This window comes from Promicromonospora vindobonensis (assembly GCF_042685865.1).
GTDB lineage: Bacteria > Actinomycetota > Actinomycetes > Actinomycetales > Cellulomonadaceae > Promicromonospora > Promicromonospora vindobonensis.
Genome location: NZ_JBHUOG010000001.1, coordinates 2,575,528 through 2,589,158, shown reverse-complemented (window position 1 = coordinate 2,589,158; position 13,631 = coordinate 2,575,528). Strand labels below are relative to the sequence as shown.

Genomic DNA, 13,631 nt, shown 5'->3' with positions numbered 1-13,631 from the left:
CTTCGGTTCCGGTCACGATTCCACCCCCGAATTGGGTCCGCTACTTGTTCCAGTGTGCGTCCGGTGTGACGTAGATCGCAATAGCGAGCCTGTGAACTGCCTGGATCTCGCCCTCGGCGGCGGTCCGATGGAGCACCCGCGCGGTACCTCAGACCGTGCCGGACCACCTCAGAGGTACCTCAGACGGGGTTCTGAGGTACCCAGCGCGCCAGGACTGCCCGATCGACCGATCCGGGGCCCCCGGCCTCAGGACGAGTGTCTTCCTCATCAGCCGGACGGGCACACGGCCCGCCGGGGACATCCGGAGGAATCATGTCGATGTGGGGACCCGCCGTAGAGGCGGAGATCGAGTACCGACAGGCCGAGGTCGAGAAGGCATGGGGCGGCAGGCGGGCCAGCGGCGCGGACCGCTTCATCCGGGCGCGGCGCCGCTCCGAGCAGCGGTCGGAGCGCAGGGCCGAGCGTGAGGCGCGGCCCGACCGTGCCGAGCAGATCAGGGAGGGCATCGCTGGTATGCGTCCGGTGGCCACGACCACCCGTCGCGGCCTGTTCGCGTGACCGAGACGGGCGCCGAGGCGCAAAAGACTGCGGGGACTGTCGGTGGCCGGTGGCACGATGGGCAGGTGCGACGGTCTACGACGATTCCCCTGGTCTCCCGGCAGGAGCAGGTCACATCTCTCCTGCTGGCGGTGGGGCGCGCCTCGGCGGGCCGGCCAGGCCTGGTGCTCGTCGGGGGCGACGCCGGCGTGGGCAAGACCCGCCTGCTCAGCCACGTCGCCCAAGCGGCGGAGCGGGCGGGAGCCAGCTCCGTCGTCGTGCACTGCGTCGACCTGGGCCAGGTCGGCATTCCGTACCTCCCGTTCACGGACGCACTGACCCAGCTGCAGGCCGGTGCGGCCGGACCGGACGCCGCCGCAAGGGTGGCCGAGCTCGCGGCGGAGCGGCCGGCCCTGTGGCGGCTTCTCGAGCCCGGTGGGAGCGGCGACGCCGACCATGACGAGCGGCTCCAGCTCTTCGAGGGCATCGCGCGCAGCCTCGCGGTCGCCGGCGTGCCCGAGCGCCCGCTCGTCCTGGTGGTCGAGGACGCCCACTGGGCCGACGCCTCGACCCGCGACGTGCTGCGCTTCCTCGCTGCCCGCGCCAGGTCCGAGCACGTCCTGATCGTGGTGTCCTACCGGGCGGACGACGTCGACCGGCGCCACCCGCTGCGCCCGCTGCTCGCCGAGCTGTCCCGGCTGGAGCACGTCGAGCGGATCGACCTGCAGCCGTTCGACGAGAACGAGCTGCGCGAGTTCACGACTGCCCTGGCCGGCCGTCCGCTGGGTGCGACGGGCTTCGCCGAGGTGCTGGAGCGGTCCGAGGGCAACGCATTCTTCGCGGAGGAGCTCCTGGACGCAGGGCCGGACTCGGCCAGCCTGCCGTGGACGCTCACCGAGGTGCTCCGCACCCGGCTCGAACGGCTGGACCCCGACGTGCAGCAGGTGCTGCGCATCGCGTCGGTCGCCGGACGCCGCGTGCGGGAGGAGCTGCTGCGGGCCGCCACGGCGCGGTGGGGCGCGCTGGACGTCGACGCCGCGCTGCGCGAGGCCGTCACGCAGCAGGTCCTCGTGGTGTCGGGGGTGCACCTGGAGTTCCGGCACGCGCTGCTGGCCGAGGCCCTGTACGCCGACCTCCTGCCGGGCGAACGCTCGGCAGTACACCGCGCGTACCTCGCGGTGATCGAGCAGGACGGGCCCGACGGCACCCCGATCGGCAGCGCGGCCGAGCGCGCGCACCACGCCTTCGAGGGCCATGACCTGCCCGCAGCGCTGAGCGCCTCACGGGACGCCGCCCTGCGGGCCCGCCGGCTGCTCGCGCCGGAGGAGGAGCTGAGGCACTGGGAGCAGGTGCTCGCGCTGTGGGAGTCCGTCCCGGACGCCGAGGAACGGACCGGCAGCGACCGGGTCGCCGTCGCGCTCTTCGCCGGCGAGGCGGCCGCACGGGCGGGCGACGCGATGCGTGCGGTCAAGCTGACCCAGCGCGCGGCCGACAGCGTCGACGACCCCGTGCGGCGTGCCGGCCTCGAGCACGTGCTCGTGCACCGCTACCTCGACCTGCCGACCTGGGACGAGGAGCCGGGGCAGGTCGAAGCGGCGATCGCGGACCTGCGAGCGGCCCTCGAGATGCTGCCGCAGCGCAGCCCCGAGCGAGTCTGGACGAACGCCCTGCTGGCGCGGGTCACGATGATCATCGACCTGGACGACGACGCCCGCGCGCACGCCGAGTGCGCCATCGAGGAGTCGCGGGCCGTCGGACAGCCCGGCGCCCTCGCCGCCGCCCTGTCGACCCTCGCCGTGCTCGACGTCGCCGACCCCGACCGTGCCGCCGCTCTCCTGGACGAGGCGCGCGCGGCCGCCATCGAGGCCGGCGACGCGCTGACCGAGATGCGCACCCTCTACAGCGCCACCGCCAACCGCTTCTACGCGGGAGAGCTCGAACCCGCCGAGCAGCGGGTGCGGCACGCACTCGACCGGGCCGACGAGCTCGGTCTGACCTGGAGCACCCCCACCGTCAACCTGCGGATCCTGCAGGAGGTCATGCTCTACTTCCGCGGCGACCTCACCGCTCGCGCCGCTGACGGCGTCCCCGCCACGTCCAGGCACATCCTGGACGCGAGCCGGATGTACGCAGCGGTGGCGCGCGGGGACGACGACGCGATCGCCCGCGGCGAGGCCCTCTTCGACCACTGGCAGAGCGACGGCCAGATCGCCCTCCTCGGCGGCGGCAGCCTGGTCGACGCCCTGACCTGGGCCGGCCGGTACGACGACGCGGCGGCCCTGGCCGTGCGGATCACCGACCACCTCGGCGAGGTGTGGACGGAGGTGTTCCTCGGCCGGATCTGGCTGTCGGCGCTGGCGATCGCCGCCCTGGCCGACGCGGCGGAGGCGGACCGGACGGCGGGGCGTGCCGGTACTCCCGGCTCCCCCGCCGCCACGGCGGTCGAGGCCCGCGCCGCCGCCCGCCTCGACCGCGGCGACTCGCTCCTTGCGATCGCGAGGGAGACCGCCCAGCGCGGCCGCCCACGCGGTGGGGTGCTCGGGCCAGAGGGCAGGGCGTGGCTCCAGCGCGCGACCGCGGAGAACGCCCGCCTGCACGCCGTGGCGGGGCGCGTCCCGGGATCCTCCGGCACCGCCGAGGGCGAACCGGCGCCTGGCACGCTGTGGCGGGAGGCCGCCGCGGCCTGGCAGGACACGGTGAACGCCTTCGACTTCGGCTACCGCTACGAGGTGGCGCGCTCGCGTTATCGCTGGGCCGAGGCTCTGCTCGGCGCGGGCGAGCGCGAGGCTGCTGAGGTCGAGGCTGCTGAGGCCCTCTCGGAGGCCCAGGACATGGGCGCCAACCCCCTGGCCGACGCCGTCCGCGCGCTGGCCAGGCGGGCGCGGCTCGATCTGCCAGGGGTACGCCGTGCGACCGCGTCGACCCTCACCGACCGCGAGGAGGAGGTGCTCGGTCTCGTCGCGCAGGGCCTGTCGAACCGGCAGATCGGCGAGCGGCTGTTCATCTCCACCAAGACGGTGAGCGTGCACGTCTCCAACCTGCTGGCCAAGCTCGGCGCCTCCGGGCGTGCGGAGGCGGTGAGCCTTGCGCACCAGCGCGGCTTGCTCGAGGTGTGACGTGACCGCGGGGCCGCAGATTACCTGCCGGGCGCAAAAGGGACACATCCGGTACATCTGTCGCGCACACGCCCTTCTCTGGCAATACTGAGAAGATGCCGACGGACCTCCAGGCGTTGCGGGACCTAGAGCACGTCGGTCTCGGTGCACCCATTGCCGACGAGGCCTTTGACCGATTCGCCCGCCTGGTTCGGCGACACCTGAAGGTGCCGGCCGCGGTCGTGTACTTCGTGGTCCCCGAGGGACAGGTGCTCGCAGGCGCTTCGGGGATGCCCGAGCCCTTCCAGTCGAAACGTCTGCTGCAGTACCCCGGCACGCTCACGAACCTGATCGCCACGCGCGCGGAACCGGTCGTGTCGTCGGACGCCCGCCTGGACCCGGAGCTGCGCGACACCTATCTGGTCCGCGAGATGGGCCTGGTCGCGCTCGCCGGCTATCCGGTCTTCGACCTGCGTGGGCGTGCCGTCGGCGCGCTCTGCGCAGTGGTCGACGAGCCCCGCCCGTGGTCGGAGGACGACCTGGCCTCCCTCGCCGACCTCGCCGCGGCCTGCACCGCCGAGCTGCGCCTGCGCGCCGAGCGGGAGCGCGCGCGCCGGATCCAGCAGACGGCGGTCCGTGCCAACCGTCGCAGCAGGTTCCTGCTCTCGCTGAGCGAGGCGTTCGCGAACGCCAACACCATGGACCAGGTCGAAGCCGTCATCGTCGAGGTGGGCACAACGGGGATCGGCGCGCGCTACTGCGCGTTCGCCGTTGCCGACGCCGACGGACGGGGCATCAGCTACCGGTCGCTCGTGCACGCGGAGCCACAGTTCCCGCAGCGCATGCGGCAGGCCAAGCTGGACGACCACCGGCCGGTCTCCGAGGCGGCCCGAACCGGGCGGCCCTTGTACTTCCGGTCGAGCGAGGAGCTGTTCTCGGCATTCCCGGGGACGAGGGACATCTGTGACCCGGGCGTCGGTGCCAGGGCCTTCCTCCCCGTGGTGACGGCGGGCGTCGTCGTCGCCGTCATCATGCTGGCGTGGGAACGTGACCGGGGGCCGGACAAGGACTCCTACGCGCTCCAGACCGGCCTCGCGCACTACACGGGTCATGCTCTTGAACGCGCCCGGCTCCTGGAGGAGCGCCGCGAGTCGGCGAAGACGCTGCAACGGGCGATGCTCAGCCGACTGCCCGAGGTGGCGCACCTCGACATGGCGGCCACCTACTCGCCGGCCACGCGCTCCGACCAGATCGGCGGTGACTGGTACGACGCCGTGGCTGTGGACGACGACGCGACCATGTTCATGATCGGCGACGTGACCGGCCACGACATGCGCGCCGCCGCAAAGATGGGCCAGCTCAGGTCCCTGCTGCGGGCGTTCGCGTGGAGCCACGACGAGTCGCCGTCGGCGCTGTTGTCCCTGCTCGACAAGGCCAACTCGGGCCTGGGGCTGCTCGCCAGCGGGACCGCGGTGGTGGCCCGGCTGGAGCGGGTCGCAGGCGCCTATCAGCTCACCTGGTCCACCGCCGGCCACCCGCCGCCCCTCGTGCTCCGGGAGGACGGGACGGTGGAGCGCCTCTCGGTGCTGCCGGACATGATGCTGGGGGTGCGGCCGACGGCGAAACGCACCGACCACGTCGCGACGCTGTATCCCGGCGACACGCTCCTGCTCTACACCGACGGGCTCGCCGAGCAGCGTGGCACGACGCCCGACCAGTGGTTGAACCGGCTGCAGAAGACGCTGGGCGTGCTGGGCGACACGGCCACCGCGGCACTGCCCGTCACCCTCGTGCGCCGGCTCGCGTCCGACGAGCAGCGGGACGACGTCGCCGTGCTCGCCGTCCGGGTGCGGGCCGCGTCCCCGTCCGGCCCGCCGTCGCCCGGCCGTCCCGCCACGGCTGAGCGCAAGCTCGCCCCGTCGCTGTGCGACGTCGGCCCCGCCCGCATCTGGGTCGACGACGTGCTCGAGAGCTGCGGCGTGCCGATGCCGCTGCGTCGCACCGTGATGCTGCTGACGTCCGAGGCGCTGACCAATGCCGTCGACCACGGGCAGGCGCCGTTCACCGCCACCGTAGAGGTGGACATGAAGCGCCTGCGCGTGGGGGTGCGGGACTCGTCCACCGCGCAGCCCGAGCTGCGGGACCCGACGGTCACCGACTTCGGCGGCCGTGGCGTGCAGTTCCTCGAGCGGCTCGCGTCGCGCTGGGGCGTGGACCGGCACGGCGAGCCCGCCTCGACGCAGCCGCGGGCGGGCCAGCGAGGCAGCCGCCGGACCGGCAAGACCGTGTGGTTCGAGCTCGACCTGAGCTGACCCTGGCCGGACACCTGGCCCCGCCGTCGGCACCGGCCACCGGGCACACCGGGCCATACCGGGCGGCCGGTGGGTGATCTTGGGCCGACGACTTCGACCAGGATCGAAACCCTGGGAGCGTGTCAGTGGTGCCGCGTACCGTGTGATCCATGGCACAGACAGCGTCACACCCTAGGCAGAGCACCGGTGAGAACCTGGCCGCGGACGAGCTCTCCGCGCAGCTCGAGGTCTACCGCCGCGAGCTCACCGGATACTGCTACCGCCTGCTGGGCGGCGCCTTCGACGCCGACGACGCCGTGCAGGAGACCCTCCTGCGCGCCTGGCGGTCGTACGAGCGGTTCGAGGGCCGTTCCTCGCTGCGCACCTGGCTGTACCGGATCGCCACCAACGTCTGCTTCGACCAGCTGGGCTCCAGCCGCGCCAAGCGCGAGCGGCCCATGGGCCTCGGCGCCGCGGTGGACCCGGTCGAGGAGAGCCTCGCGACCGTACTGCCCGAGTACGCGTGGGTGGAGCCGGTCCCGACCGAGCACGTGCTGCCCGGCGCCGGTGACCCCGCGGACACGGCCGTCGCGCGGGAGTCGGTACGGCTCGCGTTCGTCGCGGCACTGCAGCACCTGCCGGCCAAGCAGCGTGCGGTGCTCATCCTGCGGGAGGTACTGCGCTGGCCCGCGACGGAGGTGGCCACGCTGCTCGACACGTCCGTGGCTTCGGTGAACAGCGCGCTGCAACGGGCACGTGCCACGCTCGCCGACAAGGCACCGGACCGGTCGGGCGCCTCGGAGCCGCTGGCGGCGCCACCGTCGGCGAACGAGTCCGAGCTGTTGGAGCGGTACGTGGCGGCGTTCGAGCGGTACGACATGAAGGCGCTGGCAAACCTGCTCCGCGAGGACGCGGTCATGAACATGCCGCCGTACGCGATGTGGCTCGAGGGCATCGAGAACATCCAGGCGTGGATGACCGGACCGGGCTACGAGTGCGAGGGTTCGCGCTGCATGCCCATCCACGTCAACGGCACGCCCGGCTTCGCTCAGTACCGGCCGGACCCGAAGGGCGGCCACTTCCCGTGGGGAATCGTGGTGCTCGAGAACGACGGCACGCACATCACCGGCATCACCACGTTTCTCGACACGGAGAAGTGGTTCTCCCGATTCGGCCTGCCGGACCACCTGGACTAGGCGTTTGGCCATACCCTCACAAGGGTGACTGTGCGATCCGTGGTGGTCGGCGTTGACCACAAGCACCCGGACCTGGCTCGGCGGGCAGCGTCGCTCGTCCAGTCCCTGGGTGGAAGCCTGATCGAGCTCGTATGTGTGTGGGTCGACGAGACAGCCGTCTCGGACTCACGGGGCTTCACCGTGTCGGTGGACCCGGACATTGCCGTGTCCTCCGACGCGTACGGGGCTGACGTCCTGGCGGGGCTGAACAGGGCGATGGCCGACGTGGGCCTGCCCTGGTGTGCCCTGCGCTGCGCCGGTGACCCGGCCGCCGAGCTGGGGCGCGTGGCCGACGAGGTGGGTGCGGCGATGATCGTCGTCGGCTCGCGGCGGCCCGGCCTCCGCAGCTGGGCGACGAACGTCGTGGGCGGAACCGTCGCCGGCCGGCTCATCCATAACCAGGCCCGACCGGTAGTGGTCCTGCCAGAGCCGGGGTCGGCCCCGTGAGCGATAGGTTCTTCCTCAACCTGCCGAACGTTCACGAGGGGGCAGACCGGGTGACACGCGCGCCGCACCGCGACTGGCGATACGTCGGGCTCGTCGCGCTCGGCGGCGCCTGCGGCTCGGCCGCCCGGTATCTCATCGGGATCTGGGCGACGGCGCCGCTGAACCTGGTGTCGGTCCCGCCGAGCGGGGCCGTCCCAGCGCTGCTCCTGTTCCCGGTCGGCACGTTCGTGGTGAACGTCCTGGGAGCCTTCGCCCTCGGTTATCTGCTCGAGGCCCTTTCCCGGCGGGGCCGCGAGACGGTCCGGCGCCGCAAGATCCGACTCGGGATCGGCACCGGCGTGCTCGGCGGCTTCACCACCTACTCGGCACTGGCGCTGGAGACACAGCACCTGCTCGTCCAGGGGCCCGCCTGGCTCGCCCTGCTGTACGTCGTGCTCACCCTCGCCGGCGGCACCGCGGCGTGCCTCGGCGGGATCGCCATCGCGACACGCGCCGACCGGCGTCGGAAGCGGAGGTGACGGCATGATCGAGCTGCTCGTGGTGACCGTCGGCGGCGGGGTGGGCGCCGCGGCCCGGTTCGTGGTCGACGGGGAGATCCGCACCCGGCACAGCGGCGGGTTCCCATGGGGCACGTTCGTGGTGAACGTGGTGGGCTCGTTCCTCATCGGGGTGTTCTCGACGCTGTTCTTCGCCCTCCTCCACCGGGGGGTGCCTGGTGACCTGGCCCATCTGCTGCAGCTCGCCCTCACCGTCGGCCTGTGCGGCGGGTTCACCACCTTTTCCACGGCCACCGTGGAATCGGTACGGCTGGCCCGGTCCGGCCGGCTGCGGCTCGCGCTGGCGAATGCCCTCGGCACGCTCGCGGTGACGGTCACGGCCGCCGGGCTGGGGCTGGCGGTGGGCGGCCTGTTCTACTGACCTGCGTCGGAGCGCCGCCGGTCGCCGTCGGCGGTGCGCTCCGGGCGGTCCTCACACGGGCGCCTCGCCAGGGTTGATCGCGCCGAGGAAGAGCTCGGCCAGGAGCGTCCACTCCTTGAGCGGTCGATCGCCGACGAAGCGCGCCGCTTCCTCAGGCGTCCGGTTCACCAGCGCGATGTCGACGACGAACGAGCCGTCGCGCTCCCGCCAGACGACCGCAGCGTTGGTCCGACGGCTCGACCCGCTGATCCCGGCCCGGAGCTCGTTCTCCGGCTTCTGCACCCGCTCGATCAACGGGTAGTCGCCGGTGTGTTCCCAGCTCGACCACGCGTAGCTCAGCGCACGCTCGAGATCCGCCTTCGCGGAGGTCACTTGCGCCTCACCGATCGCCGCCAGGCCTAGGCCGAGGCCCTCGATGACCTCGGTCACCTGCTGTTCTTTGCTTGCCATGTTCGGACACTACGGGCACACCAGGTCGGAACCGGCCTTCGGGCGGCATTTCCCCCAGATTGTTCCCGTACTGCGGCCTACGGCGCCCTCCAGCGTGCTCAACGTACGCGTGTCGGTGTGCCGTGGCAGGCTTCGCCCCATGAGCCTGATGCTCCTCGACACCGCCTCGCTGTACTTCCGCGCGTTCTTCGGCGTTCCCGACTCGCTGCGGGCGCCCAGCGGCATGCCGGTGAACGCCGTCCGCGGCCTGCTGGACACCATCGCCTGGCTGGCCACGACCCACCGTCCCGACCGCATGGTCGCGTGCTGGGACGACGACTGGCGTCCCGCCTTCCGGGTCGAGGCGATCCCGAGCTACAAGGCGCACCGCGTCGCGCAGGAGGTGCCAGGCACCACCGGCATCGAGGAGGTTCCGGAGGTGCTGCGCGCGCAGGTCCCGATCATCGCGGACGTGCTCGCGGCAGTCGGCATCGCGCGGGTGGGGGTACCCGGCTACGAGGCCGACGACGTCATCGGCACGCTGACGACTCGCGCCGTCGAGCAGGGGACCGGCCCGGTGGACATCGTCACAGGGGACCGGGACCTGTTCCAGCTCGTCGACGACGCCGCGGGGGTACGGGTGCTGTACCCGGCGCGCGGCATCCGCGACCCCGACGTGGTGAACGAGGAGCGGCTGGCCGAGAAGTACGGCGTCGCGTCGGGTCAGGCCTACGCCGACATGGCGACGCTGCGTGGCGACCCGAGCGACGGCCTGCCGGGCGTGCCGGGGGTCGGCGAGAAGACGGCGGCCAAGCTGCTCGCCCAGTACGGCACGCTCGCCAGGATCCTCGCGGCGCGCGATACCGGAGACCGGGGACTGACCAGCACCCAGCGTCGTCGCCTTCAGGAGGCCGACGCCTACCTGCGCGTCGCGCCGGTCGTGGTGCAGGTGGCGAGGGACGTTCCGCTGCCGTCGTTCGATCCGGCAGTGCCAGCGGCCCCCGCCGACCCGGAGGCGCTGGACGCGCTGACCACGCAGTGGGGGCTCAGCTCCAGCGTGCAGCGGGTGCGGACCGCGTTCGGCTGGGCCTGAGCGACGTCAGGCTCTGACAGCCGCGTCGTAACGGTCCAGCACCACCTGGACCAGGCGCGGGTCGGCCTTCTCGGCCCCGGCCGCGCCGGCCACGGGGTCGGTCACGACGTCGGCGCCCGCCTCCAGCACCCGGTCCAGGAAGTAGCCCGGTGCCAGCAGGTACGACACGACGATCACGCGGGCACCGGGAGTGGCTCCGTCGCGCGCCGCGGCCACCGCGGCCGGCACGCGCGGTTCCGCTCCCGCCCCGTACGACGGCGTCACGGGTCGCCCCAGACGCTGCGCCAGCGCGCTCGTGACCTCCTCGACGGCGGTGGCTGCGGCCGCCACCGAGGATCCGGCGGCGGCGAGCACCACGACGTCGTCGGACCGGAACGGCCCGTGGGCCGCCTCGGCGGCGGCGTACCGGTCGGCGAGGATGTCGACGAGCAGCGGGTGCGGCCCGAGCGGCTCCGCGGCGACCGCGACAGCGGTGCTTCCTGGGCTGGGGCCGGCCCGGTCGGCGGCGTTGGCCGCCGCGACGGCCTGCGCGATGTCGTGCCGTACGTGGTACCCGGTGGACAGCAGCAGCGGCACGACGACGGCACTGCCCACGTCGTGCACCGCGCCCGCCAGCACCTCGCCGACCTCGGGCTGCTGCACGTCCACGAACGCCTCGCGCACGTCGAGCTCGGGACGGGCCGCTCGGACACCGTCGAGCACAGCGCGTACGGCCGCCTGACCAGCGGGGTCGTCGGTCCCGTGGGACGTCCCGACCAGTGAAGTGCTCATCGTCTCTCCTCGTCCCGTCAGCCTCGGTCGACCGCCCACCTCACCCCGTGTTCTGGAGGCCTGCGGAGACGCCGTTGACCGTGAGCAGCAGCAGGTGCTGCAGCCGGCCGGCGTAGTCGCCGTCGACCGCTGACCCGCCGTCGGAGCCGGTACGCAGGCCGCGCAGCGCACGGACCTGCAGCAGCGACAGTGCGTCGACGTACGGAGACCGCAGCTGGACGGCCCGTCCGAGCACCCGCTTGGAGGCCAGCGGCCACTCGTTGCCGCTGATCTTCAGCACCCATTCGCGGGTCAGGCGCAGCTCGTCCAGGACCATCTGCGCCAGGTCGTCGCGGTCGCCCAGTGCGAGGTACTGCGCGGCGATCCGTTCGTCGGTCTTGGCGAGCGACATCTCGACGTTGTCGAGCAGCGTCTCGAACAGCGGCCACTCGTTGCGCGCCGACCGCAGGAGCTCCACGTCACCGCACGCGGCGAGCGCCGTGCCAAGGCCGAACCAGCCGGCCAGGTTGATGCGGGCCTGCGACCAGGAGAAGACCCAGGGGATGGCACGCAGGTCGTCGAGCGAGTTGACGGAGAGCCCTCGCTTGGCGGGACGCGACCCGATCGGCAGCAGGCCCACCTCCTCCAAGGGGGTGACCTGCGCGAACCACTGCGGGAACCCGTCCGCCTTCACGAGCTCGTGGAACCGCTCGCGGGACGTCGTGTCGAGCGCCTCGGCGAGCGGGGCGAACTTCGCGGTGGCGTTCTTGTTCACTGCCTCGACCGACGGCGCTGAGGCCAGCAGCGTCGCAGCGGCGACCTGCTCGATGTGCCGGGACGCGATGACCGGGTCGCCGTACCGCGCGAGGATGACCTCGCCCTGCTCGGTCAGCTTGAACCGGCCGTCCACGGAGTGCGGCGGCTGGGCGAGCACCGCGCGGTTCGCCGGGCCGCCGCCACGGCCGAGCGCACCGCCGCGGCCGTGGAACAGGGTGAGCTTCAGGTCGTTGTTGCGCGCCCACTCGGCGATGCGCGACTGGGCGTCGTGCAGAGCGAGCGTGGCCGCGACGGGGCCGACGTCCTTGGACGAGTCCGAGTAGCCGAGCATCACCTCGACCCGCCGGCCGTTCACGTCGAGCCGCTTCTGCACGACGGGCAGCTCCAGCATCGCGTCCAGGATGGGCACGGAGTTCTGGAGGTCGGCAAAGGTCTCGAACAGCGGGATCGCGTCGATCACCGGCCCGGACTCCGGGTCGTCCGCGAAGGCGTACGAGGCCAGCTCGTACACGGCGGCGAGGTGCTCCGGCGCCTGGGTGAACGACACGATGTAGCGGCGGGCGGCACGCTCACCGAACCGGCGCTGGATGGCGCCGAGGGCGCGGTAGGTGTCGAGCACCTCGCGGGTCTTGTCGCTCAGCGCTCCGTTGATCCCCAGCTCACGGATCTCGGCGAGCGCCGCCGCGTGCACCTGCGAGTGCTGCCGCACCTCGAGCTCCGCCAGGTGGAACCCGAAGGTCTGCACCTGCCAGACGAGCCGCTGCAGGTCTCCGTACGCGGCGCGGGCAGCGCCCGCCGCCACGAGCGAGTCCTGCACCACCAGCAGGTCGGCCTCGAACTGCTCGGCGTTCGCGTACGCGAGGTCGGCGTCGCGCGACCTGGTGGCGGCGATCCGCTCTGCGAGCGCGAGCATGACGGCGCGGTGCGGCTCGTTCGGCGACGCGGCCTCGGCTCGGCGGGCGACGTCGTCGGACATCTGCCGGATCCGCTGCCACAGCGCGTTGAGGTCCGACGACGGCGTGGTGCCCTCGGCATCGAGCGTCAGCTTGCGTCCTGTCTCGATCGCCAGGCGCTCGAGCGCGGCCAGCGCGTGGTCCGCCGCGAGGGCCGCCGCCTGGCGCGTGACCTCCGCGGTGACGTTCGGGTTGCCGTCGCGGTCCCCGCCGATCCAGGTCCCGAGCTTCACGAACGGCTTCGCGACGGGTGTGGCGCGGCCGGCGTCGTCGGCAAGGAGCCAGTCGTCGAGGCGGCGGTACACGTCGCCGAAGACGTCCACGAGGACGGCGTCGAACACACCCATGACCGTCTTGACCTCGTCGAGGACCGTCGGCTTGCTGGTCCGCACCGGTGCGGTGCGCCACATGGTGTCGATCTCGGCGAGGATGCGCCGCTCGTTCTCGGCGAGGGTCACGCCGCCGGGGCGGCGGGTGTCGCGCTCGGCCAGGAGGTCCGCCAGGCGGCGGATGGTCCCGCTGATGGCGCGACGGCGGGCTTCGGTCGGGTGGGCGGTCAGCACCGGCCGGAACTCCAGCTCACCGAGCCTGCGCAGCGCCTCGTCCCGCCCCACCTCTTCGGTGAGCCGGGCGAACGCCGCGGGGATCGTGTCCTCGAGGACGGCCGGTCCGGTGGTCGTCGCTGCCTCCCGGGAGCGCAGCACGCGGACGCGGTGGTACTCCTCGGCGAGGTTCGCGAGGTGGAAGTAGCAGGTGAAGGCGCGGGCGACCTGTTCGGCGCGCTCGACCGAGAAGGAGGCCACGACGTCCGCCGCCTCGTCGAGGGCGTGCGGCGTCGGGTCGCCATAGGCGCGGATGGTCAGCTCGCGGAGACGTTCGACGTCGTCCAGCAGATCCTGGCCCCCGTCCTCGCGGAGGATCCTGCCGAGAAGTCCGCCGAGGAGGCGTACATCCTCGCGCAGCGGGTCGGGTACCTCGTGCCGGGCGTTGCCGCGAACGGTCTGAGTTGATTCACTCACGGGCTAGAGCCTAGGACCAGATTGCAAATGAACGTTCATCGTGTCCGGTTGTTGGTCTGGCCATGACCTGTCCGACTCTGGTTGGCT

The 13,631-nt window shown here is 72.5% G+C and carries 11 protein-coding genes; 8 read left to right on the top strand and 3 right to left on the bottom strand.

Features of this window, described 5'->3' with window-relative positions; genetic code table 11:
- Positions 1-312: 312 nt before the first annotated feature.
- The 7 genes from ACFS27_RS11680 to ACFS27_RS11650 all read left to right on the top strand — a co-directional run bounded on the left by ACFS27_RS11680 (position 313) and on the right by ACFS27_RS11650 (position 8,523).
- The gene (locus ACFS27_RS11680; protein ID WP_377183080.1) at positions 313-558 is read left to right on the top strand and encodes a hypothetical protein; all 246 of its coding nucleotides are present in this window, start codon (positions 313-315) and stop codon (positions 556-558) included.
- Between the two features lie 65 nt (positions 559-623).
- On the top strand, positions 624-3,653 hold the full coding sequence (locus ACFS27_RS11675; RefSeq protein WP_377183078.1) for a helix-turn-helix transcriptional regulator: 3,030 nt from the start codon (positions 624-626) through the stop codon (positions 3,651-3,653).
- A gap of 95 nt (positions 3,654-3,748) precedes the next feature.
- On the top strand, positions 3,749-5,944 hold the full coding sequence (locus ACFS27_RS11670) for a SpoIIE family protein phosphatase (protein ID WP_377183076.1): 2,196 nt from the start codon (positions 3,749-3,751) through the stop codon (positions 5,942-5,944).
- Between the two features lie 149 nt (positions 5,945-6,093).
- Positions 6,094-7,119: a sigma-70 family RNA polymerase sigma factor gene (locus tag ACFS27_RS11665; protein WP_377183074.1), complete on the top strand. Its 1,026-nt coding sequence runs from the start codon at positions 6,094-6,096 to the stop codon at positions 7,117-7,119.
- A 24-nt stretch (positions 7,120-7,143) separates the two neighbouring features.
- A complete protein-coding gene (locus ACFS27_RS11660) occupies positions 7,144-7,605 on the top strand; it encodes a universal stress protein (protein ID WP_377183072.1) in 462 nt (153 codons plus the stop codon).
- Positions 7,602-8,123, top strand: a complete 522-nt coding sequence (locus ACFS27_RS11655; RefSeq protein WP_377183070.1) for a fluoride efflux transporter FluC — start codon at positions 7,602-7,604, stop codon at positions 8,121-8,123. The genes ACFS27_RS11660 and ACFS27_RS11655 overlap by 4 nt, the downstream gene beginning before the upstream one ends.
- A 4-nt stretch (positions 8,124-8,127) precedes the next feature.
- Entirely contained in the window at positions 8,128-8,523 is a 396-nt protein-coding gene (locus tag ACFS27_RS11650; RefSeq protein ID WP_377183068.1) for a fluoride efflux transporter FluC, read from the top strand.
- A 51-nt stretch (positions 8,524-8,574) separates the two neighbouring features.
- Here the strand turns inward: ACFS27_RS11650 and ACFS27_RS11645 are convergent, their stop codons facing one another.
- The gene (locus tag ACFS27_RS11645; protein ID WP_377183066.1) at positions 8,575-8,973 is read right to left on the bottom strand and encodes a hypothetical protein; all 399 of its coding nucleotides are present in this window, start codon (positions 8,971-8,973) and stop codon (positions 8,575-8,577) included.
- Between the two features lie 139 nt (positions 8,974-9,112).
- On the opposite strand from ACFS27_RS11645, the gene ACFS27_RS11640 reads away from it, so the two are divergent.
- Positions 9,113-10,045, top strand: a complete 933-nt coding sequence (locus tag ACFS27_RS11640; protein ID WP_377183064.1) for a 5'-3' exonuclease — start codon at positions 9,113-9,115, stop codon at positions 10,043-10,045.
- A gap of 6 nt (positions 10,046-10,051) precedes the next feature.
- Here ACFS27_RS11640 and ACFS27_RS11635 read toward each other — a convergent pair whose 3' ends face one another.
- Both ACFS27_RS11635 and ACFS27_RS11630 read right to left on the bottom strand, forming a co-directional pair.
- The gene (locus tag ACFS27_RS11635; protein ID WP_377183062.1) at positions 10,052-10,816 is read right to left on the bottom strand and encodes a sirohydrochlorin chelatase; all 765 of its coding nucleotides are present in this window, start codon (positions 10,814-10,816) and stop codon (positions 10,052-10,054) included.
- Positions 10,817-10,856: 40 nt separating this feature from the next.
- A complete protein-coding gene (locus ACFS27_RS11630) occupies positions 10,857-13,544 on the bottom strand; it encodes a phosphoenolpyruvate carboxylase (RefSeq protein WP_377183060.1) in 2,688 nt (895 codons plus the stop codon).
- Positions 13,545-13,631: the final 87 nt, after the last annotated feature.

What these genes read in the sequence shown, in the direction of transcription:
- ACFS27_RS11635 (WP_377183062.1), bottom strand. Translation starts at nt 10,816, where the DNA reads ATGAGCACTTCACTGGTCGGGACGTCCCACGGGACCGACGACCCCGCT.
- ACFS27_RS11665 (WP_377183074.1), top strand. Translation starts at nt 6,094, where the DNA reads ATGGCACAGACAGCGTCACACCCTAGGCAGAGCACCGGTGAGAACCTG.
- ACFS27_RS11640 (WP_377183064.1), top strand. Translation starts at nt 9,113, where the DNA reads ATGAGCCTGATGCTCCTCGACACCGCCTCGCTGTACTTCCGCGCGTTC.
- ACFS27_RS11670 (WP_377183076.1), top strand. Translation starts at nt 3,749, where the DNA reads ATGCCGACGGACCTCCAGGCGTTGCGGGACCTAGAGCACGTCGGTCTC.
- ACFS27_RS11645 (WP_377183066.1), bottom strand. Translation starts at nt 8,973, where the DNA reads ATGGCAAGCAAAGAACAGCAGGTGACCGAGGTCATCGAGGGCCTCGGC.
- ACFS27_RS11650 (WP_377183068.1), top strand. Translation starts at nt 8,128, where the DNA reads ATGATCGAGCTGCTCGTGGTGACCGTCGGCGGCGGGGTGGGCGCCGCG.
- ACFS27_RS11680 (WP_377183080.1), top strand. Translation starts at nt 313, where the DNA reads ATGTCGATGTGGGGACCCGCCGTAGAGGCGGAGATCGAGTACCGACAG.